Annotated in this window: 24 protein-coding genes; 16 read left to right on the top strand and 8 right to left on the bottom strand. The window is 68.8% G+C overall.

Annotated features, from left to right (window positions below):
- The first annotated feature begins 356 nt into the window (after nt 1-356).
- The 7 genes from GRC12_RS20990 to GRC12_RS46955 all read left to right on the top strand — a co-directional run bounded on the left by GRC12_RS20990 (nt 357) and on the right by GRC12_RS46955 (nt 9,755).
- The gene (locus GRC12_RS20990; protein WP_244373471.1) at nt 357-1,670 is read left to right on the top strand and encodes an alpha/beta hydrolase family protein; all 1,314 of its coding nucleotides are present in this window, start codon (nt 357-359) and stop codon (nt 1,668-1,670) included.
- 313 nt (nt 1,671-1,983) lie between these two features.
- Nucleotides 1,984-4,200 carry a HAMP domain-containing protein gene (locus GRC12_RS20985; RefSeq protein ID WP_308286589.1) on the top strand — a complete coding sequence of 739 codons (2,217 nt, stop codon included), beginning with the start codon at nt 1,984-1,986 and terminating at the stop codon, nt 4,198-4,200.
- Nucleotides 4,201-4,215: 15 nt separating this feature from the next.
- The gene (gene pgsB / locus GRC12_RS20980; protein ID WP_208780868.1) at nt 4,216-5,715 is read left to right on the top strand and encodes a poly-gamma-glutamate synthase PgsB; all 1,500 of its coding nucleotides are present in this window, start codon (nt 4,216-4,218) and stop codon (nt 5,713-5,715) included.
- The gene (locus GRC12_RS20975) at nt 5,712-6,194 is read left to right on the top strand and encodes a poly-gamma-glutamate biosynthesis protein PgsC/CapC (RefSeq protein WP_208780866.1); all 483 of its coding nucleotides are present in this window, start codon (nt 5,712-5,714) and stop codon (nt 6,192-6,194) included. The genes pgsB and GRC12_RS20975 overlap by 4 nt, the downstream gene beginning before the upstream one ends.
- Nucleotides 6,195-6,237: 43 nt before the next feature.
- Nucleotides 6,238-7,323: an NlpC/P60 family protein gene (locus GRC12_RS20970; RefSeq protein ID WP_208780865.1), complete on the top strand. Its 1,086-nt coding sequence runs from the start codon at nt 6,238-6,240 to the stop codon at nt 7,321-7,323.
- A gap of 71 nt (nt 7,324-7,394) precedes the next feature.
- Nucleotides 7,395-9,323 carry an ArnT family glycosyltransferase gene (locus GRC12_RS20965; protein ID WP_208780863.1) on the top strand — a complete coding sequence of 643 codons (1,929 nt, stop codon included), beginning with the start codon at nt 7,395-7,397 and terminating at the stop codon, nt 9,321-9,323.
- Nucleotides 9,324-9,512: 189 nt separating this feature from the next.
- On the top strand, nt 9,513-9,755 hold the full coding sequence (locus GRC12_RS46955) for a PASTA domain-containing protein (protein ID WP_208780861.1): 243 nt from the start codon (nt 9,513-9,515) through the stop codon (nt 9,753-9,755).
- A 360-nt stretch (nt 9,756-10,115) separates the two neighbouring features.
- On the opposite strand, the gene GRC12_RS20955 is transcribed toward GRC12_RS46955, so the two are convergent.
- Nucleotides 10,116-10,931: a hypothetical protein gene (locus GRC12_RS20955; RefSeq protein WP_208780859.1), complete on the bottom strand. Its 816-nt coding sequence runs from the start codon at nt 10,929-10,931 to the stop codon at nt 10,116-10,118.
- Between the two features lie 150 nt (nt 10,932-11,081).
- Here GRC12_RS20955 and GRC12_RS20950 point away from each other — a divergent pair, with 150 nt between their 5' ends.
- The gene (locus tag GRC12_RS20950; protein WP_208780857.1) at nt 11,082-11,672 is read left to right on the top strand and encodes an SMI1/KNR4 family protein; all 591 of its coding nucleotides are present in this window, start codon (nt 11,082-11,084) and stop codon (nt 11,670-11,672) included.
- 229 nt (nt 11,673-11,901) lie between these two features.
- Here the strand turns inward: GRC12_RS20950 and GRC12_RS20945 are convergent, their stop codons facing one another.
- The gene (locus tag GRC12_RS20945; protein ID WP_208780855.1) at nt 11,902-12,714 is read right to left on the bottom strand and encodes a maleylpyruvate isomerase family mycothiol-dependent enzyme; all 813 of its coding nucleotides are present in this window, start codon (nt 12,712-12,714) and stop codon (nt 11,902-11,904) included.
- A gap of 413 nt (nt 12,715-13,127) precedes the next feature.
- Here GRC12_RS20945 and GRC12_RS20940 point away from each other — a divergent pair, with 413 nt between their 5' ends.
- The 3 genes from GRC12_RS20940 (at nt 13,128) to GRC12_RS20930 (ending at nt 15,072) form a co-directional block, all read left to right on the top strand.
- A complete protein-coding gene (locus GRC12_RS20940; protein WP_208780853.1) occupies nt 13,128-13,541 on the top strand; it encodes a peptidase inhibitor family I36 protein in 414 nt (137 codons plus the stop codon).
- Between the two features lie 727 nt (nt 13,542-14,268).
- Nucleotides 14,269-14,613, top strand: coding sequence for a hypothetical protein (locus GRC12_RS20935; RefSeq protein ID WP_208780851.1), 345 nt, complete (start codon nt 14,269-14,271; stop codon nt 14,611-14,613).
- 309 nt (nt 14,614-14,922) lie between these two features.
- A complete protein-coding gene (locus tag GRC12_RS20930) occupies nt 14,923-15,072 on the top strand; it encodes a hypothetical protein (protein ID WP_208780849.1) in 150 nt (49 codons plus the stop codon).
- 454 nt (nt 15,073-15,526) lie between these two features.
- On the opposite strand, the gene GRC12_RS20925 is transcribed toward GRC12_RS20930, so the two are convergent.
- Together GRC12_RS20925 and GRC12_RS20920 are read right to left on the bottom strand one after the other, a co-directional pair.
- The gene (locus GRC12_RS20925; RefSeq protein ID WP_208780848.1) at nt 15,527-17,041 is read right to left on the bottom strand and encodes a glycoside hydrolase family 43 protein; all 1,515 of its coding nucleotides are present in this window, start codon (nt 17,039-17,041) and stop codon (nt 15,527-15,529) included.
- Between the two features lie 436 nt (nt 17,042-17,477).
- Nucleotides 17,478-18,350: an alpha/beta fold hydrolase gene (locus GRC12_RS20920; RefSeq protein ID WP_208780846.1), complete on the bottom strand. Its 873-nt coding sequence runs from the start codon at nt 18,348-18,350 to the stop codon at nt 17,478-17,480.
- Between the two features lie 83 nt (nt 18,351-18,433).
- Between GRC12_RS20920 and GRC12_RS20915 the strand changes: the two genes are divergently transcribed.
- Nucleotides 18,434-18,991, top strand: coding sequence for a CGNR zinc finger domain-containing protein (locus GRC12_RS20915; RefSeq protein ID WP_208780844.1), 558 nt, complete (start codon nt 18,434-18,436; stop codon nt 18,989-18,991).
- Nucleotides 18,992-19,243: 252 nt separating this feature from the next.
- On the opposite strand, the gene GRC12_RS20910 is transcribed toward GRC12_RS20915, so the two are convergent.
- Both GRC12_RS20910 and GRC12_RS20905 read right to left on the bottom strand, forming a co-directional pair.
- Nucleotides 19,244-19,786, bottom strand: a complete 543-nt coding sequence (locus GRC12_RS20910; protein WP_208780842.1) for a DUF4760 domain-containing protein — start codon at nt 19,784-19,786, stop codon at nt 19,244-19,246.
- A 154-nt stretch (nt 19,787-19,940) separates the two neighbouring features.
- Nucleotides 19,941-20,519: an AAA family ATPase gene (locus GRC12_RS20905; protein WP_208780840.1), complete on the bottom strand. Its 579-nt coding sequence runs from the start codon at nt 20,517-20,519 to the stop codon at nt 19,941-19,943.
- A 439-nt stretch (nt 20,520-20,958) separates the two neighbouring features.
- On the opposite strand from GRC12_RS20905, the gene GRC12_RS20900 reads away from it, so the two are divergent.
- A complete protein-coding gene (locus GRC12_RS20900; protein ID WP_208780838.1) occupies nt 20,959-21,333 on the top strand; it encodes a hypothetical protein in 375 nt (124 codons plus the stop codon).
- A 455-nt stretch (nt 21,334-21,788) separates the two neighbouring features.
- On the opposite strand, the gene GRC12_RS20895 is transcribed toward GRC12_RS20900, so the two are convergent.
- Nucleotides 21,789-22,988, bottom strand: coding sequence for an RNA-guided endonuclease InsQ/TnpB family protein (locus GRC12_RS20895; protein WP_208780872.1), 1,200 nt, complete (start codon nt 22,986-22,988; stop codon nt 21,789-21,791).
- Between the two features lie 35 nt (nt 22,989-23,023).
- Here GRC12_RS20895 and tnpA point away from each other — a divergent pair, with 35 nt between their 5' ends.
- Nucleotides 23,024-23,404 (top strand): IS200/IS605 family transposase, encoded by a 381-nt coding sequence (gene tnpA / locus GRC12_RS20890; protein ID WP_308286591.1) that lies wholly within the window; start codon nt 23,024-23,026, stop codon nt 23,402-23,404.
- Nucleotides 23,405-23,526: 122 nt separating this feature from the next.
- Nucleotides 23,527-23,688 (top strand): hypothetical protein, encoded by a 162-nt coding sequence (locus GRC12_RS20885; RefSeq protein WP_439959900.1) that lies wholly within the window; start codon nt 23,527-23,529, stop codon nt 23,686-23,688.
- 151 nt (nt 23,689-23,839) lie between these two features.
- Here the strand turns inward: GRC12_RS20885 and GRC12_RS20880 are convergent, their stop codons facing one another.
- Nucleotides 23,840-24,445 (bottom strand): dihydrofolate reductase family protein, encoded by a 606-nt coding sequence (locus GRC12_RS20880; RefSeq protein WP_208780835.1) that lies wholly within the window; start codon nt 24,443-24,445, stop codon nt 23,840-23,842.
- A gap of 612 nt (nt 24,446-25,057) precedes the next feature.
- On the opposite strand from GRC12_RS20880, the gene GRC12_RS20875 reads away from it, so the two are divergent.
- On the top strand, nt 25,058-26,902 hold a 1,845-nt coding region (locus GRC12_RS20875; RefSeq protein ID WP_308286588.1), incomplete at its 3' end, for a helicase-associated domain-containing protein.

Genomic DNA, 26,902 nt, shown 5'->3' with positions numbered 1-26,902 from the left:
GTGTGTGGGTGGGCAGCGCGGGGTGAGGGCGATGGCGTCGCCGAGGAGGGTGAGTGCGGCGGCCGCGTGTCCGGCGGTGCGCAGGCCGGGGACGAGATCCGGGCCGGTGGTGCGGATGTCCGCGTTGGCGATGGCGACCAGGATAGCCGGGCCCGGCGGAGCCGATCTGCTCCTGTTCCGGTTGCTGTGGTCGGTCCAACGACTGGGCGAAGGCCAGTTGGCCGACTTTCACACCACCACGTCGCAGACCGCTCCCCCCGTGGCGGTACGGTATGCCGCAGTCGATCGCGTGTTCTGTGATCGCTGACCATCAAGGGGGTTTTATGAAGCACCGTCGTCCGCGCCCGCCTCGTAGAATGATCGCCAGAGCGGTCGGTTCGGCAGGTGCGGTGGCCGTCGCGCTGGGCGTGGGCATATCACCGGCCATGGCCGCCGAGAAGACGTCCGACCAGCCTGCGGCCACCGGGGTCTCTCCCGACGAGCCCGGCGGGAACACGGCCTGGGCGCCCGAGAACGACGCGGCTGCGCTGTCCGCCAAAACCGTGCACCCTCAGGCTCTCTCATCCAGCCGCACGACCGCGGCGGCTCTGCAGCTCAAGATGCCCGCGCCGACGGGGCCGAACAGCGTCGGCATGGTCGGTCTGCATCTCGTCGACAACTCCCGTACGGATCCGTACGTGCCCGGCACGAAGCGCGAGTTGATGGTCTCGCTCTGGTATCCGGCCACCGCCACGTCCGGGCACTACCAGGCACCGTGGATGCCGTCGATCTCCGGCGCCCACTTCCTCGCGACACGCGGCCTGTCGCCGCAGCAGGTGACCCTGCCGAAGACCGCAGGTCACGTCCTGGCTCCGGTGAAGACCTCGCTCGGCAAGCTGCCCGTCCTGCTGTACTCGACCGGGCTGCACTCGGACCGTGCGATGGGCACCGCGCTCGCCCAGGATCTGGCCAGCCGCGGCTACCTCGTCGTCACCGTCGACCACACCCACGACGCCAACGAGGTGCAGTTCCCCGGTAACCGGCTGGAGCTCAACAGGATGCCGGCGGGCACCCACTCCTCCGACACGCTCAAGGTGCGCACGGCGGACATGCGGTTCGTCATCAACCAGCTCGGCAAGATCAGCACGGGTGGCAACCCGGACGCCGGCCACGCGACGCTCCCCAGCGGGTTGAAGCAGTCGGTGGACATGTCCCGTATCGGGATGTTCGGCTGGTCGCTGGGCGGCGCGGCGGTCGACAACGCCATGCAACTCGACCACCGGATCGGCGCCGGCGCCAACTTGGACGGTCAGTTCTTCGGAACGGCTCCGAGCAAGGACCTGGACCGGCCCTTCATGCTCTTCAGCTCTGGCAGCCACAACCGGAACAACGACGCCTCGTGGCGCACGCTGTGGTCGCATCTGAAGGGGTACCGGGTCGACATCAAGCTTCATGGTGCCGCCCACCAGTCGTTCAGCGACAACGCGTGGATGGTGCCACAGGAGGCGGGTCTGCTCGGGCTCTCCCAGGCTCAGCTGCAGCAGCAGTACGGCACGATCGATCCGAAGCGGTCGGTCCTGGTCCAGTCCACCTACCTCGCCGCCTTCTTCGGCCAGACGCTGAGTCACAAGCACAGCACGCTGCTCGACGGGCCCTCCAGCAAGTACCCGGAAATTTCTTTCGTCCGCTGACCGGACGGCTGCCCGGACGCCGAAGGGCCGGACTTGTCCGCAGGCCCGCCCTTCGACGCGTCGGGGCGGCGGCCCCGTGTGTGTCGCGTCACCCCGCCCCCGTTAACTTGGACGATACGGCGCGGAAGTGTGATGGTTATGTGACCACAGGGCGCTAAATTGTTTGCCCTCTCGAACGTCTGGGCGCTTGACGCCAGTTGAGGAAGGATCCGCTCCTCTGTCCTCCGCACCTCGTGCGCCGCGTCGGCACCGCATACGTCGCCGCGCCGATATGCCGATTCTCGGCGGGGTGCGCCCGCCGATAGCCGCGTTTGTGGCGCTTTTGCTGGCGGTCGCCGCCCTCACCGTGATCAGCCTCGACTCTGTCCGCAGCGCGCGTGTCCCGCAGGCCGTGCTGGACGAGGAGCAGCAGATCGCCGCGGACACCGCCCTGGCGACCCGCACCGCGATCAAAGCCGAGGCGAGCACCATTCGCCGTACAGCCGACGCGTACCCGGCGACGGGCGCGTCGACCCCCGCGACCACGCTCAAGGCCCTCACCTCCGCCCGGAAGACCGTCCTCGGGAGCGTGCTGCTCGACCGGCGGACCGGCCAACTGCTCGCCGCCGGCGGCCGAGTGGTGCCGCTGGCAGGACTCGGCGACGCCAGGAAGGCGTCCGGGCAAGGGGCGGTTCCGCCCCGTCTGGTGACGTCGGGGGGCACGCGGCAACTGCTGTACTTCGCCAAAGTCGCGCTGCCCGCACCGCAGGATCCCGACCAGGACCAGGCTCCGAACGAAACGCAGCGGCAGTGGCTGCTGGTGGTGTCCGAGCCCGTACCCACCCCCACGGCGTACGGTCAAGGTCGCACCGCCGCGGTGCTGGACGCCGGTGGCACGGCGATCGCGCGCACGGCCCACGGCACGGTGTCGCCCGCTGCCGCCGACAGCACTCTGCTCGCAGCGGTGACTCGCGCGGCTCATGGATCGGGGCGTGGCACCGATCGTTCGGGCAGCCTGCTGCGTGCCACAGCGGGCGGCCGGAGCACCGTGGCGGGCTGGGCCCAGGTCGCCTCGGCGACGGGCTCGGGCGACACCGACGATCTCGGCCTGCTCGTCCTCACCGCCAGCCCGGCCCCTGCCCCGACCCCGGCCGCCGACTACTCGCGTTTCGCGTTCGCCGCCGCCGCGGCGCTGGTCGCCGTCGCGCTGCTGCTCGGGCTGGCTCTGCACTTCTGCGTGCAACGACCGCTTCTGCGGCTGTATCTCTCCGCCGGGCGTGTGGCCCGCGGTGCCACCGGGGACGGGCCGACCGCGTGGTCGGAACTGTCCCGGCCGGTCCCGGTGCACGGCTTCGGGGAACTGGCCCGTATCGGGCGGGCGCTGGAGTCACTGCGCCGGCAACTGCTCGGCGAGAGCGGCCCGCAGGAGTTCCCGGCCCGGCGCGGACCGGGCTACCGTGCGCTGGCGGTGGTCGGCGTGCTCGTGGTGGCCTGCTGGTCGGTTCCGATGATCTTCCTGCTGAACCGGGCGGACTCCGCGACCGCGGTTCCCGCCGGGGTCCTCGCGGACCATCAGGCACGCACGGAGATCGCCACGAACCGGATACGACAGTCCCTCGACCACTCCTACACGGATCTGAGGGACGCCGCCGCGAGCCTTGGCCGAAGCCGGGCCGCCCAGACCGAGGCTCTGCGGCGGTCCCTCGCCGCGCACAAGCAGTACCGCTCGCTGTACATCCTGGACCGCTCCGGCAAGATCACGCTGCGGGTCGGCGAGACGCCGCTGCGCACCCTCGTCCACGTGCCCTCCGGCGGCGGGATCACCAACGTCAACACCTCTGGCCGGATCCCGGTGATCGCCGCCTATGCCCAGGTCCCGTCCGGCAAGGCCAGGGCCGCGGGGACCGGAGTCGTCCTGTTCGGCGAAATCGACGTGAAGGCGCTCAACTCCCTTCTGCCCAGGCCGAAGCTGGGCAGCGTCTGGGTGACGGACCGCCACGACAAGGTGCTGGCGGCGAGCGTGGGCTACCAGGCCTTCCAGTCCTTGCCCGCCTCCGAACTGACCCGTCTGGCGCGCGCCACCCAGGGCGCTCCGGGTACGCCGGGCACCGCGACCTCGGCGGTGCGTCTCGCCTCCTCCGGTCCGTTGCTCGACGCGGCCGCGCCGCTGGCGCAGAGCGGTCCGACCGCTCGTCTGGGCTGGCACGTGGTCACCGAGGAGCCGGCGGCCGCCCTCCAGATCCCCGCGGTGCAGGCCCAGCAGCACACCATGCTCGCCGGGATCCTCGGCCTCACCATGGGCGCGGCGTGTCTGGGCTGGCTCCATGTCGTGGTGATCCGACCGCTGCGCACGGTCGCCGTGCTCGTCGAGCGGCTCGCCGGCGGAGACCGCCGTATGGTGTTGCACCCGGTCAACCATGACGAGATCGGCTCGGTCACCCGCAGCCTGGAACTGATCCGCCAGACTCTGGCGGAACGCGACCGGGCCGCCAGATCGGGCCACACCGCCGGGCCTTCCCGGCGCCTGCATGCGAACACTCTCCAGCGGTAGAAGGACGGAATAGGCGTGCTCTTCCTCTATGTCGTCGTTCTGCTGTGCTGTGCCGGGCTGTGGCTCGCCGGAATCCTCGAGCAGCGGCGGCACTTCGCCTCGCTGGAGCAGATTCCGACGCGCGTGCTGGTCAACGGCATCCGCGGCAAGAGTTCGATCACCCGGCTGTGTGCGGGCGCCCTGCGCGGCGGCGGCCTGGTCACGGTGGCCAAGACCACCGGCACCGCGGCCCGGTTCATCCATCCGGATGCCACCGAGGAGCCGGTGTACCGCAAGTTCGGCATCTCCAACATCGTCGAGCAGATCGGCATCGTGCGGCGGGCGGCGACCTATCGGCCGGACGCCCTGGTGATCGAGTGCATGGCGGTGATGCCCGCGCTGCAGGAGATCAATCAGGAGAAGCTGATCCGTTCCACGATCGGCGTGCTCTGCAATGTCCGCGAGGACCATCTGGAGGAGATGGGGCCGACGTTGGACGACGTCGCCCGCTCGCTCTCGCGCTCGATGCCGGTGGGTGGAGTGTGCGTGACGGCGGAGAAGGACCGGCTGCACATCCTCCAGGAGGAGGCCGACAAGCGGAACTGCCGGCTGATCGCGGTCGATCCAGAGTCGGTGACCGACGCCGAACTGCGCGGCTTCAGCTGGTTCACCTTCAAGGAGAACGTGGCGATCGCACTCGCCGTCGCCGAGCTGCTGGGCGTGGAGCGGCAGACCGCGATGCAGGGCATGTGGGACGCGCCGCCCGACCCGGGTGTGCTGTCCGTCGAGCGCTACGTCACCCCCGAGGGCAAGCGGCTGCGGTTCGCCAACGTGTTCGCGGCCAACGACCCCGAGTCGACGCTGATGAACGTGCAGCAGCTCGAGGACCTGGGCGCGATCAGACGGCCGCTCAGCGTGGTCATCAACTGCCGGCCGGACCGGGTCGAGCGCAACGGACAGATGGGCACGATCATCCCGGATCTCGGCGCCGAGACGGTGTTCCTCATCGGCCACCCGACCAAGAGCGCCCGGGACGCGATTCCGGCCGGCTTCACCGGGCGGGTGGTGGATCTCGGCGGCGACCGCCGGGACCCCGAGGAACTGACCGCGGCGATCCTCGCCGAACTCGCCCCTGTCTCCTCACTGGTGGCGATCGGCAACATCCACGGCCAGGGCGAGCTGTTCCTGGAATGCCTCGCCGAGCTGCCGCTGGACGAGTCCGAGGACGTGTTCGACGCCGTTCCCGACGGCGACGGCCTGGACCAGGAGACCATGCAGATCGCCCTTCCCCGGCCACGGATCTCCGTGGCAAGGCCGCCCGAGCCGGAGCCGTACAGCTGGGTCGCGCCGCTGGACTCGCCGACGCAGACCATCCGCATCCCGGAACAACGCGACCCCGCCCGGCGTCTCGCCGCCCGCCAGGGCCAGCCGGTCGAGCAGACGCACAAGGACGACCCGTACTCCTCCCACGCCCCGTACCACCCCGACGAGCTGCACCCCTCCTACGATCCGCCCCAGTCCACGAGGAACCCGTGATCCCCGCCGACCTCAACGCACAGACCGCCGCACTCGGGATCGCCCTCGGGCTGGTCTTCTCGCTCGTCTGCTATCTGACCACCAACCTCTCGCCCGGAGGGATGATCACCCCCGGCTGGATCGCCCTCACGCTCGTCACCAACGTGGAGATGGCCGGGCTCATGGTCGCTGTGGCGGCGCTCACGTACTTCATGACCAAGCTGCTGCAGCGCACGGTGATTCTCTACGGCAAACGGCTGTTCGCCGCCGTGGTGCTGTGCGCCGTGCTGATGCAGACGACCGTGATGCTGGCCCTCAGCCACGAGTTCCCGTTGCTCTACACCTCACAGACCCTCGGCTTCATCGTTCCCGGCCTGGTCTCGTACCAGATGGTCCGGCAGCCGCTCGCGGCCACGGTCATCTCGACCACCGCGGTGACGCTGGCCACGTACGTGGTACTGATCTCCGGCCTGTTGATGGGCGCGCTGCCCACGGGCTGACCGGCCCACCACCCACCCACCACCCCTTCCAGGAGGATCGGCCATGCACTCCCAACCCGTCCGCAGACGGAGCAACCCGACCCGCCGCGCCGTGTTCCGCACGATCGCGGGCGTGGCCGTCGCCGGTGCGGCCGGCGGGTACGCCTGGAACCGCCTCGGGCACGACGGCGACAACGACGGCGGCACGGTCGCCGACGGCGCGGGCTCCGCCTCCAGCTCCCGGCCCACTGGCCCCCACACCTTCGAGCGGCTGTCCGCCCCCAGCCGCACCGTGGTCCGCGCGAGCGACGGCAGCACGCTGGCCACCTTCACGGACGGCGCCCGAACGGCCGTACTGACCGGGCCGACCCGCACCTTCAGCGAGCCACGGACCACCGAGGCCACGGTGACCACGGACGCCTGGGTGCGCGTACTGCCAAAGCCGTGGCAGCGGGGCATGGAGAAATCCGCCTCGTTCAAGAGCTGGTTCGCCAAGACGCTCGGCGACGACAGCCCCGACGTCTTCGCGGTGGCCTTCCAGTACAGCAGCGCCGGCGCGCCCGACAAGCGCAACGCCAAGGGTGTGCGCTACGCGGGCACCGCGCACTTCGGCCCACGCAACTCCACGGTCAAGAACCCGCTGGACTTCGCCTACTACGACGAGAAGTCAGATTTCTACGACTATCTGGGCATCGACTGGACCTTCCCGGACGGCACCCGCGTGCAGCCGGAGCAGGCCCGCTACGGCGATGTCGACTGCTCCGGCTTCCAGCGTCTGGTGTGGGGGTACCGCATGGGCATCCCCATGCACAACACCAACACCGCGGGCGCCGGTCTGCCGCGCCGCGCCTACGCCATCGCCGCCTACGGTCCCGGCCGCACGGTGATCCCCCACACCGGCACGAAGCAGGCCACCGACCTGGACATCCTGCAACCCGGCGATCTGGTCTTCTTCGCCATCATCAAGGACAAGCCGGACTTCATCGACCACGTCGGCATGTACATGGGCCTCGACGACCAAGGACGGCACCGCTTCTACTCCAGCCGCTCCGCCGCCAACGGCCCGACCCTGGGCGACCTGTCGGGCCACGCATTGCTGGACGGCACCGACTTCTACGCCCGCGGATTCAGGGCCGCGCGCCGCCTGTGATCCCGTCGGCCGTGACCGCACCGCTGGTGCACCGCCGCTCCACCTGACCTGCCGATCCGAGGACCACCGTCATGACCGCCATCCCCGCCGTCCAGCCCACCGGCTCGCACCGGGGCCGCCGTGCGGCGAACCGTCGTTCCGGCCTGCCCGAAGGCACCCCCCGCTGGGAGCGTCCCGCGCTCGCCGCGGTGCTGGCCGTCGCCGCCGTGCTGTACTTCTGGGGCATCGGCCACGCCGCGCTGCACCCCTTCTACGGTGCGGCGATACGCTCGATGGCCGGCAGCTGGCGCGCGTTCTTCTTCGGCGGGCTCGACGCCAGCGGTTCGATCAGCATCGACAAGCTGCCCGGCGCCTTCTGGCCCGACGCCGTCTCCGTCTGGCTCTTCGGCCCGCACACCTGGGCGGCCGCCCTGCCGCAGGTCGTCGAGGGCACGCTCACCGTATGGCTGCTGCACCGGATCGTACGGGCCTGGGCCGGTCCGTTCGCCGCGCTCATCGCCGCGCTCGTGCTCACGCTCACCCCGGTCACCGTGGCGCTCACCCGTGCCACCATCCCGGACACCGCGCTCACGCTGCTCCTGGTGGCGGCTGCCGGGGCGCTGCAGAAGGCGTTGCGCACCGAGCGACTGCAGCCGATCATCATGTGCGGACTCTGGGTGGGGCTCGCCTTCCAGGCGAAGATGCTGCAGGCGTGGCTGGTGCTGCCGGTCTTCGCCGTCGTGTACCAACTCGCCTCCCCCGGCAAGGCGTTGCACCGGGCCGTACGCCTCCTGGTGGGCGGCGCCGTCGCGCTGGCGGTCTCCTGCTCGTGGATGCTGATCGCCTCGGTGACACCAGTGGCCAGCCGCCCGTACCTCGACGGCACGTCCGACAACAACCCGTTCGCCCTGGTCTTCGGCTACAACGGTCTGAGCCGCTTCACCAGCGATCCCACCGCGTTCGGCGCCGTCGCGGGCACTGCCGCCAGCCGCACCACCGGCAACACCGGCTGGGACATGCTCATCAACCACACGGTGGGCCCGCAGATCGCCTGGTTCCTGCCGCTCGCCGTGCTCGCCGCGATCCTGGGCGTCGTCCGGCGGACCGGACGACCGCGAACCGACCCGCCACGCGCGGGATTTCTGCTGTGGGGCGGCTGGCTGGCCATGCACACCGTGGTGTTCAGCATCTCGAACGGCAACCATGCCTACTACACCGCCGTCATCGCTCCGGCACTGGCCGCGCTGGCCGGCGGCGGCCTCGCCCTCTTCCGCTCGGAGTACGAGGCCAAGCACCACCCCGACGCGCAGCACGAAGCGGCCGACCGATGGCACATGGCGCTGCCGGCGGCGATCGCCTTGACCGCCGCGTGGGCGCTGGTGATCGACTGGCCCACCCGGTTCGTGTCCTGGCTGCTGCCGATCGCCGTGATGCTCGCCCTGTGCGGCGTGGTGGGACTGTGGAGCCGCGGGCCACGCACGTCCCCGCGGAGGATCAACGCCGCCCTTGCCGCGGGGATCGCGGCCACCCTGGTCATGCCGGCGGGGTGGGCCCTCTCCAGCCTCAACCCTCTCTACGCGGGCGCCACCACATCGCCGATGGCCGGCCCGGTCGGCAAGTCGTACTTCGAACATCCCCGCCACGCCCCGCGGAGGAAGGGGCTGGGCCAGCCCAGCGCCCGCGACAAGGCCCTGCTGGACTACCTCACCACGCACCGCCACGGTGAGAAGTACCTGCTCGCCACCCAGGCCGCGTACACCGCCGAGCCGCTCCTGCGCGCGAAGTCCGAGCCCATCCTCGTCATGGGTGGCTTCACCGGCAAAACCCCCTTCCCGACCGCCCAGCAGCTCGGCGACCTGGTCACCGCCCGTAAGCTCCGCTATGCGCTGCTCACCACCCAGCGTCCCAGCACTCCGGCCACCGACTGGGTGAAGTCCCACTGCACCCGCATCAGACCTGCCGCCTACGGCCGTCGCGCGGACGGCAGCTTCTCCCTCTACGACTGCACCCCGCACGCGTGAACCGACACCTCGCGCAGCGACGGCGCGCAGTGTCTTGGGGATCTCTTCGCGGCCATCCGGCGGCGGGCGTGGCAGTCGACGCCGTAGGTCAACCCTTGACCGCCGAGCCGGCGACGCCTTGGTGGGACGTCGTTTCGTTGTGGCGCGGAAGTCTCGCCGCTGCGACGCGGGCGGCCGTATGGTGCGGGGATGGGTGACAGGCCGGCAAGTGTTGAAGTCCCTGACGTGGTCGGGATGACGGGGCGAAAAGCCCACGCTCTTTGCCGTGGTCTGGGGCTCTTCCTGGGCTACTACAACATGGATCAGCAACTGCCGGGGAGCATGGTGATCGCTTATCAAGAGCCCCCGCCCGGGACCATGGCGGCGCCTGCCGCGGCAGTCAGGATCTGGACGACACTGGATCCGCTGCCCGACGATCGGCGACCGCAGTAGCCCCGGGGCGAGTGGCCAACCGAATCAGGCCACGTTTTCCCTGCTCACGACTTCACTCAGGCGTTCGTCGGCGGCGTGCTTGTTCCGCCAGATTTTACCGACGGATCATGCTGCCCTGCTCCTTGTGTAGCGCAGGGCGGTGAACCGGTTGGCGATCGGGGTTCTTGTGCTGGCCGACGCGTTCGGTCCACTGCCAGTCCGGGTGGGCGGCTGAAGCGTCGGCGGGCGGACCCAAGCTGTGCCAACGCTGATCGCGACCTGCGGCGACGACTTCTGGCCCAGGGCCGACGGCGTCGGCGCCTCGAAGCCGCGTACCTGCTCAGGCACGACCCGCGGAAAACGCTTAACACGTCCTTTGGCTCAGCTCCGTTCGGCGAGCGTCGTTTCGAGGGTGGCGATGTGCTGTGCCTCGGCTTCCTTGCGGATGGCGGCGAAACGGCGGTCGACAATAAGTACGGGGAGGGCCCAGAGGAAGCCCCAGGCGCTGAAGGAGTCGACGACTCCGGTCTGGCGCAACACCGTGTTGGTCAGGAAACACAGGATGCCGCTGAGGGCCCAGACGGTCGTGCGGTGCCGACCAAGGAAGCGCACGGGGGCGTTCCACGGCCCGGACAGCGCCTTGAGGGTCGCCGCGCGTACGACGGCGTCGCGGTCCACGGCGTTCACGTCCCTGGTCACCGCTTCGTCGCCGTGCCGGAGATCCACGGCGAGGGCACGTGCCTGTGCTTCTGTCTCGCGCCCCGCGACCGCGGCGGCCGCCGCTCTCATCCGCAAGTCGTCCCAGTAGCCGCGCCGCGCCCAGCGTTCTGCTGCGGCAAGCCGGCCGGCTTCGGCGGACTGCGGTGCGAGCTGCTTGAGGCGATTGGACAGGGTGACGGCGCGCGCGGCCCGGCCCGGGTACTCGAAGGAGTCGGCGCGCAGGCACAGTTCGGCGTAACCGGCCAAAAGCCCCAGGTGGTCACCGTCGAGAGCGAGTCCGGCCCGGAAGGCTTCCTCCGCGGAGTCGTCGTGGTCGTCGTCGTCCTCGGCAGCGTGTCCGAGGGCCAACCAGCAGTACAGATCGGGGTGGGAGCCGAGCTCGTCCAGACCCGCCTGGGCGGCGCGCCTCACGGCCGCGTTTCCTCCGGCCGCGAAAAGCTGCTCGCAGCGCAGATGGTACTCATCGATCGTCGTCACCCGGGCTCCCCCAACCGTCGCCGCCAATTTTTGGCAGGGCGTGCACATCTGCCAATCTTCGCAGGACGCCATTCCTGCGATGGTCCAGGGGTATGTCATGTCACTGCCGACGGTTCAGGCAGCCTGCCTGACGCGGAGTAGGCTCGCCCCGTGACAGAGCCACCCCTCACGGAACTGGAGATCGTCGAGGCCGAACGTGAACTCGGTGTGTCCTTGCCCGAGGAATACCGGACGTATCTGCGTGAGGTGAGCGCTGGCGGGGCGCTGTTCCGGCTTGAGCGGACCGAGCATGGTTGGTGGTGGGCCGGCAATGACGAGGGGCGGCGCGAGCTGCTGGCCATTCCCTTTCCGCCTCCCGACTCCTACGTCGAGAGCGACGACGAACTGATGGCGCGTGAGCCACAGGCCGAGGCGTTCGAGGACGACGCCGCGTATCGAACAGCCTGGCGTGCCTGGGCTGACGAAGCCGACAGGCTCGAGGACCTGAAGACCGCTGGCGCGATCGTCATTCAGGAGCACGGCTGCGGCTTCGCCACCCTGTTGGTGCTGACCGGCTCGCTGGCCGGCACGGTGTGGTGGGACGGACGGGCTACTTGTGACCGGATCGTCCGCCTCTCTTTGGACCACGTCACTGGCGCACGGCCCATCCGATTCTCGGAATGGTTGGATCACGGTTCGTGGGCACTGCTGCCGCCGGACTGGGGGCCACCTGTTTCTCCTCACCCTGTTGTTCACCGCTAGGTTCTGTCACGTCGGTGACACACCGGTGATGCGGCCTTCCTTGCCTCCGGATTTGAACCGGGTGGTGATGCCCCACACCGTGGCGGGCTGGTCCTCGCGGATGGCTTTGGCCTGGTCATCAGCTCCCGACCTGGTCCGCTGCCTCACCAACCTTCGCACTACGTCCCGCGCGCCGCGCCTCACGATTCCCGGGCATGAAACACTCAGCGGCGGCCCCGACGCACGTCCGTCATGGTGCGGTGAACAAGGCGGGGAACCCTGGCGCGAGCCAGGGCTTGCGCCCCCAGGCGAGGACCTTGCCGCGGGCGATGGCGCCGATGGCGCTGCGCCTGCCCAATGCGAGCAAGAAGAACGTAACCGGGTCGATCAAGATCGTGCAGTCGGGACGACGCGGAGGCTCGGCATGTACGACCAACGCGCCGTTGGTGAACGTCGCGGTCAGCCGGGAGAGGCCGCGCAACCTCAGCTCGTAACAGGCACTATGACCGTCAGCCGCTCGTGCATCGACGACACGGTCCATCGCCGTGATCAGAAACGGCATCGCCAAAGCGACCCTGTCACGGTCGACCATGTGCGGTCGACCGAGTGCCACTGCGATGTCGTAGCCGTGCCCAAGCATATGGGTCAGTAGGTAGGAGCCAAGAGTCCCCAAGTCCATGGGCCCCAGCGGTGTCACCGTGGGTATGTCCGCCGACCGAAGGCGGGCCGCCTCGGTGAAGGCCCGCGCATGCTCTACGACGCCGCCCGCCAGGACCGATGTGTCGCGCTCGGGGAACGAAACCAGCGAGGCGGCGTTGGCCGCCGCAAGTCCCCCTGGTGTGCCGTCGCCGTACACCTGCTCATGCCCAGCGGCAAGATCAGCCATCAACCTGTTGGCCAGGACCAGATGCGCCGCGGACTCTCCAACCGTCCACTCAGCTCCAGGAATGCGCACCGTGGCATCCGTACAGGAACGGAGCAACCCGGCTATCTCCTCGGCTACGACACAAATGGCTTCAGGCAGCCGCAATCGCGTGGCAGCCTCACGATGAGGGGCAGTCATGGATGGGAAGAGTGGACCAACGCTTCTCATCTGTCCAGATACACCGCGTCAGCGGAGGCAGGAGGCAGGAGGCAGGAGGCAGGAGGCAGGAGGCAGGAGGCAGGAGGCAGGAGGCAGGAGGCAGGAGTGATGGTGTCTGAGGCAGTGATTACTGCTCTTGACTGAGCGCCTCCCACGCCGTCGAGGTCCGTACTTGCAGCAGGTGCTGGGGACCGGCCCCGTGTTGCTGGACAACTGTGGGGTCCACTTCATCACCTTGGGTGCGGATCAATCCCAGCAGGCGCGTACAGGTCGGACAAGGTTTCGACAAGATCGCGACAAGATCGGTATTCCACAATCCGTGCACGCATCGCCGAGAGACCGGCCCGAGACGTTTCTCCGCCGGAAGGATCACGCACGGGAAAGGGACATGAATGAACGTCACAATACGCACAGCCCGCAGGACGCTGAGCGCGACCGTCGTCGCCGCCACGGTGGCCGCTCTGGGCCTGTTGGCACCGAGTCCGGCCGAAGCCGCCGCGAGTGACTGCCCCTCCGGCAGCCTGTGCGTCTGGGACCAAATCAACTACACGGGAAACCGCTGCAGCTGGAGCAACGCCGACAGCGACTGGACCAGCGGGACCGTGAAGTGTTCATGGGCCGACGACCGCAACGTCAAGTCAATCTACAACCACGGGACTTCTTCCTCGTACGAGGGGGTCGGCCTCTATTCCGGAACGGGCTACTCGGGGTATCTCGGCTGCATAGGACAGGGTGTGAAAGGCCCTGGCGTCAGCGGCGGCCCCGGCCTCAAGGTGCTGTCCCACAAGTGGCTCGCCAGCTGCTGAGTCCGGACACCGGAGAGGGTGAGCACGTCAGGTCGTGTGCTGGTGGGTTCGCTCGTGACGTGCGGCCCCAATGACCGCGGTGGCCTCCACCTCGACAAGCGGACGTCCCTCAAGGGGCCGCCGGTCGGAAGGGGCATGACCATGGTTGTCACATCAGAGATCGTCCAGCGGTTCGCCACCGGGCGGGTTCCAGCGCCTCCGGAGCCACGGCCCACTTCAACTGGCGCCGGCGCGGCGACAGCACGGGGGGACTCGACAGCCACCGATCGGAAGTTCGCCTCGGACAAGGCGAAGTGCCCGCAGCGGGCAGACCGACTTCACTCGCACACCCGACCGGCGCGTCAAGACGGCCCTCGGTGCGGAGGTCGAGAACAACGCCGCGGGTCTGCTTTTACCAGACGGAAGCCCAGTACACGGCTGGCAGTCCCACGGCCGCCTACCAGGATCCGGACTACAACCAGACGCTCGGTCCCAGGAGTAGAGGGGCCGACGTGGCACGGTCCACAACGACGCGTCCGTCACGGTGACCGCCATCCGCATTCGGTCCAACCCGGCGACGTGCAGCAGCATTTTCGTGACATGGCCGTCGAGCTGACGTGGCAAGACCTGCCGCACGGTGCGGGTGGCTACCCCGTTGCCGCCGGCGCGACGTCGTACCCACCAAGAGATCCAACCAGTGAGAACAAACGAAGGGGGATGCGTCATGACTTACAGAAAGCAGGCTTCAGTGGCGAAGAGGCTGGCCGTCGTGGCCGTATCGGCCGCCGCCGCCCTCGTCGGCTTCTCGGCCGTCCCTGCCCAGGCGTTGTCCTACGACCTGAGCACCACCGGCGCGGCGGGCAGGGTCACCTATGTCGGGAACGGTGACTGGTCGCTCCACGCTCACGACACTCTCACCGACGGGCACTGCGCTCGCTATCAGGTGAAGGACACCGACGACACCAGCTGGCGATGGTACGGCGACATGGTCTGCACCTCTACCGATCAGTATGTGACGGGAGCCCGCTCATTGTGGTCGGTGCGTATCTGTCGCACCGGCGTGGGCAACTGCTCCGCCGCAGTCAAGCTGTGACCAGCGCTTCTCGCCTGCGTCGACTTGGCAGGCTGTAGGGTGCCCTGCTCTGGCTATGACCACGGCAGGGCACCTGGCGCGGTCCGTGCCGCCGGCAACCGGGCCTGCGGACAGGGACGATGAGGTGCCTGGCCACGCGCCGGCCGACACACGGGGCCGAGGCCGCGAACACGGCAACCTGCACGGTTCCGAAGACTCAAATGTACGCAAAGCGCTGCTCGTCGCGCCCAGGTGGCGGGCGCGACGGCGTCGGCCAGGCCGCCTCGCCCTCGGCGCCCCCGGCGCGGCCCGCACAGTCCGGGAACGCCGGTGCGGCTCCTGATCCGCACCGACCCGACGGCGGCCGAGGAGCCCCGTACGCGCCCGCTGGCCCTCGGCGACACGGTGCCCGCACCTCGGATCGTCGTCGTCTCCCCGCCCTCCGAGGACCTGCCCCGGACTACCCGGGGCAGCAGATGAGTGACTCACTCCTCGCGGCCCAGGCGCCGTAGTGGACGGGCCTCCGAAACTGGCTGCCCCGTTCCCCTTGGTCGCCCTGGTCCCCCACGGCCTTCGCCAACAGGTCCGCCAGGGTGTCGTCGACGGCGAGGTCCGCGGGTGCCCGGCGCCCGGCGGCCGGCGGCCGGCGAGATCAGTCCGCCGAGGACCGAGGCCGCCGCGCGAGCACCGTGGTGCGCGCGGCGAGCCAGCCGGTCAGGAGCGCGCCGTGGGGTGTCGATCCCTGGAGCACAAGGGTGTAGAGCCGCCCGTCTCACCGGTGGGGCAGTCGACGCGGTGGCGCAACCGGGATTCCCCCCTCCTGCTCTCTCTGCGCTTGGCTGCTGATGTGCCCGGTGTTGGGCACGGTCTATTCCCTGGAATCAGGACACCCCAGCAACGTAATCGTCAGCATGACCAAGCCATGACCATCCGATCAGCGATCAAGCGGCTCGTAGTCGAACCAGTCGAAGTGAACGGAGCCCGCTGATGCGAACATCCCGAGGACGCGGCCGGTGAAACCGCCCGCGACCTCCGTGGACAGGTACTTCCCGTCGAGCGACGTGAGTGCGACGAAGGTGCCGTCCGGTTCCTCGATGCCCATGATGACGGTATCGGGACCGGTGCGTGCGTCGCTCAGTGTCTCGATGGCTGCCACGTCGACGCGCAGGACGACGGGTCCGGGCGGTACCGGCCGGGACGCCACGACGGTACTCAGGGGGCCGATACGGGCACGCACCCGGACCTCGCCCGACGTGGCCTCGATGTCGTAGTGGTGCTGTTCGTCGAGGCGGACGGCCAAACCGCCGCGCCCTTCGGCCACATCGACCAGAGCGCGCACCCGGCAGGAGGCGTGCTGCTGCCGGCGGCCGGTGAACGTCACGTCGGTGTCGTCCAGGGACGCGCCGCGGGCGCGCAGCGTGAGCCAGTCGGGCCGTTCCTTGGTGGTGCAGTCGTCCCCGGGTCGATGGCGCAGCGAGACCCAGTGCGGGGCGAGTTCGCCCAGGTCGAAGTCGTCCCGGACGGGCATGACGGGGCCTGGTTCGAGCGGCCACGGGGGTGCGGGGGCCTCGAGAGACAACTCGCCGACGACCGGCCAGCCGTCCGCCCACTCGACCGGCACCAGGAACGTCTCCCGGCCCAGTACGTGCCAGCCGGGGGTGCCGCCGCCCGGCCGCACCCCGAGCAGCACCATCCACCAAGAACCATCGGGCCCTTGGACCAGATCGGCGTGGCCGGTGTTCTGGATGGGGTGTTCGGTGCCGCGGTGGGTGAGGATCGGGTTGGCCGGGCAGGGTTCGAACGGGCCCTCGGGCGTACGGCCGCGGGCGATCGACACGCTGTGGCAGCGCTCGGTACCGCCCTCGGCGATCATGAGGTACCAGTAGTCGCCGATGTGGTAGAGGTGCGGGGCCTCCGGCGCCTTGGCGCCGGGCGAGCCGGACCACACCTTGCGGTAGGGGCCGAAGGTCTCCCCGGTGTACGGGTCGAGGCGGACCTGTCCCACACCGGCCACGGTGCACCAGCAGTTGCCGTGCTCGTCCCAGGCGAGGTCCGGATCGATGCCCGGAACGTCGGGCAGCGGAACCGGATCGGACCAGGGGCCCGCCGGATCGGTGGCCGTGAACAGCATGTTGCCGTCACTGCTGACGTTCGTGACGATCAGCCAGAACCGGCCGTCGTGGTGGCGCAGGGTGGGTGCGTAAATCCCTCCCGAGGAGGGCGAGTCCAGCGGCAGGCGCAGCTGGCTGGGACGGTCCAGCGCGTTGCCGATCTGCGTCCAGTGCACCAGGTCCCGGCTGTGGAAGACGGGCACGCCGGGGAAGTACTCGAAGCTGGAGCACGCGAGGTAGTAGTCCTCACCGACCCGGCAGATGCTCGGATCGGGGTGAAAGCCGGGGATCACCGGGTTGTTGAACGTGGTGGTGCCCGTTTGGGGCAAGTTCGACACCCTGATCGAGTCCTTTCCGTGGCTCAAGGGTCTTTCACGGACCGCCAGTTCAGCGGGCTGGGTCGAGTTAACGCGTACACAGTCGGCGTGGCCGACGAGGGGTCAACTCGCCGTGGGACAGGGTGGCCGTGGCGTCGTTGGCCGGGTCCTTGTTGACGAGATCTTCGGGATCCAGTGTCGCGTGCGTCCAGGATCAGGAGTCAAGGCTCGTTCCCTCGTGCCCGGGGCGCGGGCAACGTGTCGATCCCGACGGTGCGTTCGTCTGGTGGCCTCGGTGCACCCGGCCGCCCCGTCGACGACTGTGGAACGGATCGCCCCCTCATGGTCGGCCTCGGCTATGACGAGTCTCCCCGTTTCTCGACGCGGGGGCAGGACGGTCTGCGGCATCGCCGGGGCAGTCGGCCGTGAACTGGCCGTGCTCCGGTCGCGGGCCTGATCATTTCCAGGCGCGGTCGAGGAAGTCGGCGATCAGCGGGGCGATCTGCGGCAGATGGGTTTCCAGAGCGAAGTGGCCGGTGTCGAAGAGGTGGAGTTCTGCGTCGGGCAGGTCGCGGAGGTAGGCGTGCGCCCCGGGCTCGGGGAAGAAGGGGTCGTTCCTTCCCCAGGTGATGAGGGTGGGCGGCGTGTGGCGGCGCAGCCACGCCTGCCAGTGCTCGTAGCGCTCGACGTTGGTGTGGTAGTCGAAGATCAGTGCCTGCTGGGCTTCCTTGCGACCGGGCAGGTCGAGGAAGTGCTGGTCGAGGGTGTAGCCGTCAGGGGCGATGAGGTCGGGGTCGGAGACGCCGGTCTCGTACTGGCTGCGGGTAGCGGCGAGGGTGAGCATGCCCTGGGTGGCGTCCTCGACGCCCGGGGTTTGGGGGGTGAGGGCGATGAGGCCTCGGGCTGCGTCGGAGAGCCCCTCCTCGTAGGCGTTGCCGTTCTGCACGACCAGGCCCGCGATCCACTCCGGGTGGCGTTCGGCGATGCGGAAGCCGATGGGCGCGCCGAAGTCGAAGACGTACATCACGAGGCGGTCAAGGCCAAGGCTCTGAACGAAGCCTTCGGTGATGTCGGCGAGCCGGTCGAAGGAGTAGCTGAAGCCGTCCGGTGCCTGGGTCTGGCCGAAGCCGGGGTAGTCCGGGGCGATCAGCCGGTAGCCCGAGCCGAGCGCGTCGATGAGACCGCGGAACTGGTGGGAACCGGACGGAAAACCGTGCAGGAGCAGCAGTACCGGCGCGTCGGCCCGTTCCGGGACGGACTCCCGGTAGAAGACACGGACGCCGTCGACATCGATGTGCCGGTGGACGATGCGGGCGACGGTCACATCCATACTAATGCCTTTCCATGAGGTTTACACATTAGAGTTACCTCGATCCAGCTAACGCGTCAATACGATGTTGTACCATTAGATCTATGAGTGATCTTGTGCCGCTGACCGGAGAACCGCTGGCGCTGGACCTGGTCAACACCCGTCCGACCGCAGGCGATCTGCTCGCGACCCCGGACGATCTACGGCACTGGTGGGCCCTTCAGGCCGACCGCCTGCAGGACGAGGTGCCACAGGCCGTCACCGCCGCGGACCTGGCTGCCGTGCGCGCCGTACGGGAGCACACCGCCCGCGCCGTCGACCGCGCCCGCCGAGGCGAGGAGCCCCTGGCCGCCGACATGGACGCACTCAATCAGGCGCAGCGCGCCGCGCCGGCGATCAACCAGCTGGCGTGGAACGGATCGGCGGTGGTCGCCACACGCCGACGCGACGGCTCACCGGGCCTGCGGCTGGCCGCCTGCCTCGCGGAAGCCGCCGCCGAACTGCTGGCAGATCCCGCGGTCACAAGAGTCCGGCAGTGCGAAGCGGACGACTGCGCCATGCTCTTCCTGGCCGCCCATCCGCGCCGCCGCTGGTGCTCCGCCACCCGATGCGGCAACCGGGTACGCGTCGCCCGCCACTACCAGCGCACCAAGGCCAAGTGACCCGAACGTCCCACGCCCTACGGTCCCTTGGATCCCAAACCGCCGCCCCGGCGCACGAGGCTCGCAGACCTGAGCTACGAGCCGGCGCGCGGCGCTGCCGTTGTCGATCTGCCCTGCCGTGCGCCCGGCATCCCCATGGACTGCCCTCAGGTGACCTCGCCGGCACAAGCGGCACACGGAGCGGAGACGGTCCGGCCGGCGATCGAACTCCGCCCCGATTCCGGCCAATGGCCTGCCATGGACTACGGCCGTTCAGCGAAGCAGCCGGGAGCGAGCCGGCCGTCGGGTCCGTGCCATCGCCTCGAGGACGTGTTCTGGCGGTAGTGCCGCCGCCAGTCGCGCCAGTTCCTCGAAGATCGACATGTATGAGCCTCCGCCGGCCTCTCCGCGCAACTCCCGCTCACGTTCCACGAACGGCCGCACGGCCTGCCAGACCGAGACGATCCGGGTCCGCAGAACCGTGACCATGAGGGTCTCGTCGAGCATGTCGAACACGGCGAGGTTCGCGAAGGACTGGTAGTAGTACACGACGTTGTAGAAGGCCGCCTTGGCTTCCGAGGGCAAACCCCGGACACCGCCTTCCGGATCGTGCTCTGCGCCCAGGCGCGTGCAGAGGTAGTCGTGCTGCTCATGGAAGTCCGCCGAGCGGAACTCCTGGAGCAGATCGACCATGACGGATATGTGGTTGGCGTGCTGCGCGGTGCGTACCTGTCGAGCGTTGAAGACGACGGAGGTCACCACTGCGACAACGGCGATACCCGTGGTGACGACATTGAAGACGACGGAACTGTCCATGCGATCACCGTATGGAGGACTCACCCGTGGTGCATACCGGGTGTAGGACGGTCCTTGTGCGGGCCGCCGGTTGAGCGTCGGCACCAACCGGTCGACACCGCTGCTCTCCATGAGCACCAGGACTGGCTCGATCAACTCCTCGGAGAAACTGGTCTCAGGGCTGTCCATGCCGCAACTGGGCTTGTCCTCCACCCAGCTTCCGCCGAGGCGACACCGGAAGAACCGCGTCGATCACGCTGTCCACCACCTCGTTCAGCGGCTTGGAGGCGTCGATGACCGTCGCGCCAAGGCCCTCATAGATCCCTCGCATCCGAGGATTCCACTCCAGGGCCGCTGCGAGCTCTTCGGGATGTTGACCGAATGCGTTCGTCGTGCGGGTAGCAAGCCGGTGGCGGAGGGTGTCCTCGTCGATGACCAGACAGACGGTGGCGTCGAAAAGTCCGCGGACGTCTTCCTCGTTCTCGGCCGACCCACACAAGAACGCGATACGCGAACGAGACTCCTCGACGAGGGCCTCTACGCGCTCGCGGACGATCACCCACCCGTATCGTTCGAGCCAGCCCTCGGGGACCGGATAGGGAGGATCCATCACCATCTCGCCATTGGACCGGTCGATCCAGCGGCTGAAGCCGTCCTCGTCGGCGTCGAACGCGTCGTAGCCCCGCGCACGCAACACCCCGCAGACCGTGGACTTACCGGTGCCTGAGTTGCCCGTCACCCACACGACTGTCATGCGGCCAGCGTAGCCACGACAGTCCCGGCCAACGACGCTATCGCCGCGATCACACGAGTCGAAGCTTCCACTACGGCCACCTCGCCCGTTGCCGGACATCTCTACCAGGTCACCCCGGTTGCGCCCCGGTCCGAAAGCTGCCCGGCCGCCGAATCGCTTTGAACAGGATCGAATTGCTGGACCAGGCGCCCCAACCGCCGCAGGGTTGGTGCGACCACGGCAGGTCAGGACCCGTCAGTCGACCAGATCGCCGATCCCGGCTCGCCGCAAGGCAGTACGAGTGCGTCACCAACGCGCGTCTGGCGGCCCGAGCCTGAAGGGCAGCCGCAGAAGGAAACCGCCATTCCGGTCACGTCACCGAAAAGGACCGGCCCGGCATCCGCCTGGCGCCGGTGGGGAGGGCCGGCAACGCGCCCGGCCGCGACGGAGGGACACCACCATGCGCACCATCACGCGAGGCGCCGCCGCGCTCGCCATCGCCACGGCCGCCGTGGCAGCGATCGGCACCAGCTCGGCACACGCGAACGACCGGACCGTGTACGGCTGTCCGGGCGGGGCGGTCTGCATCTACCCCCGGGACGCCGACATCCACAACAGCACGCCGACCAACATCTACTACAGCTACGGTGCCCACAACCTGAGCAGCCAGTTCGGCAACCACTACGTGCTGAACAACCAGTACGGCGGCGCCAATGCCACCGCCCAGCTGCGCAACGGCTACAACGGCGTCGACTGCGTGATCACCATCGGGTTGAACGAGTTCGGCGTCTACAACCTCACGCCCATCAACTCGGTCGTGCTCAACCGACCGTAGCCACCATGACAGAACAGTGACACAACTGCCCACAACTCTTGTGAAGACTCCCTGGTCTCACCATACGTGGACGGCAACGACCAGCCGTCCCACGGGCATTGACCGACCCGGCACCACATCGAACACATCAACAGGGGGAAAACCATGAAGCTGTCCCGTCGCGCCACCACCGCCACCGCACTGGCGGTGCTGGCCCTCGGAGGCACGCTCGCCGCGACCACCCGGCCTCGGCGGCCACGACCCAGACCACCACCCAGGCAGCGCCCACGGCGACGTACAACGGTGCCTGCGGCACCGGCTACACGGTCATCGACTCCACGCCGGTCGGCAACTCCGGCAAGGTGTTCCTCACCTGGAACCAATCGACCGGCAAGAACTGCGCCGTGACCGTGCGCAACGCCGTGGGCAGGCAGATCAACGTGACTCCTCCCCCGGCTGAAGCCGGGGGCTTCTCGCTATGCCTGGTTGGCGTCGCGACGGACCAGCCCGGCCCGTAGAACGTTGATCGCACCCACCGTGTCCGCGTGCGCGCGGTGGCCGCACGAGACGCAGTGGAACTTTTCCTGGGTGGGCCGGTTCTCCTTGGCAGTGTGCCCACATTCGGGGCACTGCCGGGAGGTGTTGCGGGGGTCCACGGCCATCACTTCCCGTCCGGCGCATTCTGCCTTGGCGGTGAGGATCTGGAGGAACACCCCCCATCCGGCATCGGCGATCGAGCGGTTGAGCCCGGCCTTCGCGCCGGCCCCGTTGGGCAGGAAGCGGCCCGGCTGTTCGGGATCGGGCTTGGGTGTGGGGGCCTTGCTCATGTTGCGGATCTTGAGGTCTTCGTGCGCGATGAAGTCATGCTCACGCACCAGGTTCACGGCGGTCTTGTGCGCGTGGTCCAGGCGCTGACGGCGGACCTTGCGGTGCAGCCGGGCCACAACCTCTACGGCCTTGCGGCGCCGCTTCGAACCGCGCTTGCACCGGCTGAGTCCCTGCTGTGCGGCCTCGAGTTTCGCGGCGGCCTTCGCGCCGTGGCGGGGATTCTCCACGAACTCGCCGCCTGAGTCCGCGAGGAAGTTGGCTATGCCCATGTCGATACCCACCACACTGCCGGTCGCGGGAAGCCGTTCGGGCTGGGCCCGGTCGGCGGTGAGGATGACGTACCAGCGGCGCCCTTCGCGCTTGACGCTGATCGTCTTGACCTTGCCGACGACTGGCCGGTGCTGGTGCACCTTGACGTGCCCCACGCCCTGCAGGCGGACGCGGGTGACGGAGTCGTGCGGGGCCGCATTCCAGCGGCAGCCGTCCCCGTCCTTCGGGAAGTCCACGGTGTCGAACCGCTTCACGGACCGAAAACGCGGATAGCCCGGCACTTCCCCGGCCTTCACGCGACGGAAGAACGCGGCGAACGCCTTGTCCAGCCGGCGCAAGGTGGCCTGCTGCGACGAGAACGACCAACGCCCCTGGCACTGCGGGTCGAAGGCGCGGATCTCCTTGAGCTGCGCGGACTGCTGCCCGTACCGGACCGTCATCTTCGAGCTGTGCCGGTAGGCGTCGCGGCGTTCCTGCAACGCACCGTTGTAGAGCGAGCAGTGATCCCGCAACATCTCACCGAGCGCGGCCGTCTGACCCACGGTGGGCCGCATGAGGAACTTGTACGCACGGATCATCCGGCCCACCACCTTCCTGGTCAACTGCGAAGATCATAGAGCCTTGGCGTACGACACAACGCTGGGAGCCAAACCCTGACGTGCGTACGGGCCGTCACATCGCCTACAACCTTCATGCGCACTTGGTGTTTGTTACGAAGTACCGCACGGACGTGTTCGATGACGCCATGTTGAAGCGGTGCGAGGAGATGATGCGGGAGGTGTGCGGCAAGTTCGAGACGGAGCTGAAAGAGTTCAACGGCGAACGCGATCACGTACACCTGCTCGTGCACTACCCACCGAAGATCGCCCTGTCCAAGCTGATCAACAGCTTGAAGGGCGACAGCTCCCGGTATCTGCGCGCCGAATACACCGGCCGCATCAACCGCATGGGGCTGGGCTCCGTCTTCTGGTCCCGCTCCTACTTCGCCGGCTAAAGCGGAGGCGCACCGCTCAGCATCGTCCGTCAGTACATCGAGGGCCAGAAACGGCCCACCTGACCGTCCCCCGAAGCCGCAGCGAACTCCGCCGCTAGCGCGGCTCCGGGCCGAAGATGGAGGTGACCCTGGATGCCCTCGGCGACTCCGACGAGCCCTCCGTCGACTCCGGCACGTACACCAGCTACGCCGGCCCCGTCTACGTCAACGGCCGCGGCTCCTGCGTCGCCTGGAGCGGCACCATCGGCAACACCTCCGCCAGCGACTCCGGCCACTGCGGCTGATCCATCTGGGGGCGGGACCACCACCCGCCCCCGGCACGCCCTCCCGAGCGTAGTCGCCGGCGACCTTGGCCGGGCCGGTTGTGGCCACTGCCGGTGAAACGCCATCGCGAAACAGCGGCTGTACGCCCTTGGCCACAGAGGCGGGGCGGCGTCATGCAGGGACGACGAGCGGCGGGTGCTCGAGCACGCGGGGCTTGTACTCGACCATCTGGATACGGCCGTCGAAGGTCCGGTGGTCGATCATCTCGAGGGCAACGTCCGGATATCCGTCGTAGATGCGCTCTTCGCCCGTGGCCCCGGTGATCACCGGGAACATCACGACCCGGTAACGGTCGACGAGTCCGGCTCGTAGCAGGGACCGGCACAGGCTCAGGCTGCCGATCGTGCTGAGAAGCCCCGACTCACTCGACTTCATGGCACGAACGGCCTCAACGGCGTCGTCGCGGACGAGCGTGCAGTTGGCCCACGTCAGCGGCTCCTCGAGTGAGGAGGAGAACACCACCTTGGACGCTTGGGTGAGTTCGTCGACGGACGCCTCTTCCTCGGGCCTGAACTCGTCTTGCCCCTTCGGGACCTCGCCTGCGGCGAAGCCTGACATCAGGCGGTAGGTATTCGCTCCCATCAAGTAGGTGACCTCGGGCTGCTCGCCGAGCCATGCAAGGTACTCCGGGCCCTCAAGGCCCCAGAACCCGGGCCATCCCTCTCCAGATGCGTAGCCGTCGAGGGAGGTGATGAAGTCGACGAGAAGCTCTGACATAGCGGTGTCCTTTCCTAGGTGTCACGAGCTTGGACCGGCCGGGGACCACAAACTCATCGGCCGCGCTGTGGACCAACGAGAAAACCCCTAACGCCGCAACCGATCATGTCGGCGCAACGGCACTGCTCCGGAGGGCGCCGCGATGGAAACGGCCGTTTGAGCTCTGTCACCCCCTGTCACAGGTGCCCCCTGCGCGCCCATCCGTGACGACACACCCCCAACCACCCGCCCGGTGCGCCATGCTTGGAGCCGTACGGCATGCCACGCTTCGCCCAGCCTGACGTCGCGAAGCGTGACGTTTCCCCACGTGAGGTGCAGTGATCAGTGAAGTCCGGTAAGTCGAGTCTGGCAGCGTGGCTGCACGACCTCGATGTCGAGGTTCTGGAGCAGGTACTTGCAGCACGGCCGGACGCCGTGGCCCCACCCCAGCCCCGTTCGGTCAGCGAACTGGCTGAACGCTTGCAACGCCCGGGCTCGGTAGCGCTCGCGCTGCCCTCGCTCCGGCTGCCCGTCCTGCAGGCGGCCGAGGCACTGGCGGTCCTGAGTTCGCCGGTCTCTCGACATGTCCTGACGGAGTTGCTCGGTGCGACAGAAGGAGAGGCTGCACGCGGATTGGAAGCCGCGCTCCAGACATTGTTCACTCACGCGCTGGTCTGGCCGGACAGCGAGGGAAAGCTGCACATGGCCTCCGCGCTACGGCGGGCGTGGGACACCCCGCTCGGGCTGGACCAGTCGCTGGCGACGCTGTTGAAGGATGCGACATCCGAGGAGTTGCGGCGCATACTCGCGACCCTGGGCCTGCGGCCTCCGAGCACCAAGTCGCAGCGTCTCGCGACACTCGTGGAGCACCACACTGACCCGGCACGTATCGCCGAGATGGTCGCCCAGGCGCCGGCCGACACCAGGAAACTGCTGGAGCGGCGGGCGGACCCCGCGTATCGACCTCAGACGTTCATGGCCTTCGGAGTGCAGTCCACCTCCGAGCCGGGTGCTCGCTGGGCGCTGGAGCGGGGACTGCTGGTCCAGGGGCGCTACGACTACGGCCCCGCGCGTATGCCTGCGGAGGTGGCGCTCGCGCTGCGCGGGCCGGGCTGGCACGCTCCGTTCGACCCCACACCGCCCGTCCCGCTCCTGGCACCCGTCACCCCGGCGGAGATCCACAGCGAGGCGGCCTCCGCGGCCACGGCGTTCGCCGCCCACGCCGCCTCGGTCCTGTCGGTGTGCGCGACGGCTCCGCCCGCCCGGCTGAAGTCCGGCGGTGTCGGAGCCCGCGAACTGGCCCGGCTCGGCAAAGCGGCGCGCTGCGCGGACACCGTCGTGCGCCTCACCCTGGAGACGGCGTACAAGGCCGGTCTCCTGGTCCGTGACGGTGACCGGGTCACGACGACGGACGCCTACGACACCTGGGCCGAGGCGGAACCCGCAGAGCGGCTCCCGGTGCTGCTGCACGCCTGGTGGACGCTAGGACTCACCCCCTCCCAGACCCGGGACGAGGACAACAAGACGCTGGCAGCCCTGGCCGATACCGCCTCCTGCACCGGCTGCCTCCAGGCCCGGCAAGGGCTGCTCACCGCCGCTTCCCAGCTGCCGGCCGGGCAGGGCGCGAAGAGCGCGGCCGAACTGGGCCCTCTCACCCACTGGTCGCGGCCTCTCGCCGAGGTCCTGCCGCAGGACACAACGCCGTTCGCCACCACGATCCGGGAGGCCGAGCTGCTCGGCGTCCTCGCTCGTGGCGCGTTGTCCCCGATCGGCGCCGCCCTGCTGGCCGACAGCACCGAAGATCTGGCCACGGCCTGCGATCGGCTGCTTCCCGCCGCCACCACAACGGCCCGCTTCGGCAGCGACCTGACCGCCGTCGTCACCGGCACACCCGCCGCACGTCTCGTCACGCTCCTGGACTCGGTCGCCGAGCGGGAGACCAGCGGCACAGCCTCGACGTGGCGGTTCAGCCCGGCAAGCGTCCGCCGTGCCCTGGACGCCGGCCGCAGCCCGGACGCCGTCCAAGCCGACCTCGCCGCCGTAGCCGCCAACCCGCTGCCCCAGCCCCTGACATACCTGATCACGGACACCGCACGTAGCCATGGACGGATCCGCGTCACCTCGGCCGCCTGCGTCATCCACGGCGAGGAACCCGCCCTCCTCACCGAGATCGCCGCCCACCGCAAACTCGCCAAACTGGGCCTGCGGCACCTCGCCCCCACCGTCCTCGTCAGCCGCACCCCGCTCGATAAGACCCTCACGGCACTGCGCGCCGAGGGATACGCGCCCGTGGCGGAGACGGCCGACGGAACCGTGCGCGTCGAACGACCCCGCGGCCACCGGGCGACGCCGCCGGTACCGGCCCAGCGCACAGCGGTCGGCGGGCCCGGTGTCCGGTCCCGCACGACGGCCGCCCCACAACGGGCCGAACTGAGCGCGCTTGCGGCCCGGCTGGCGGACGCGCCCTTCGCCCAACCC

The organism is Streptomyces griseorubiginosus, from assembly GCF_017614965.1.
In the GTDB taxonomy this organism is placed as follows: domain Bacteria; phylum Actinomycetota; class Actinomycetes; order Streptomycetales; family Streptomycetaceae; genus Streptomyces; species Streptomyces griseorubiginosus_B.
The sequence above is the reverse complement of the archived record's forward strand: the minus strand, read 5'-3'. Positions and strand labels throughout refer to the sequence as shown.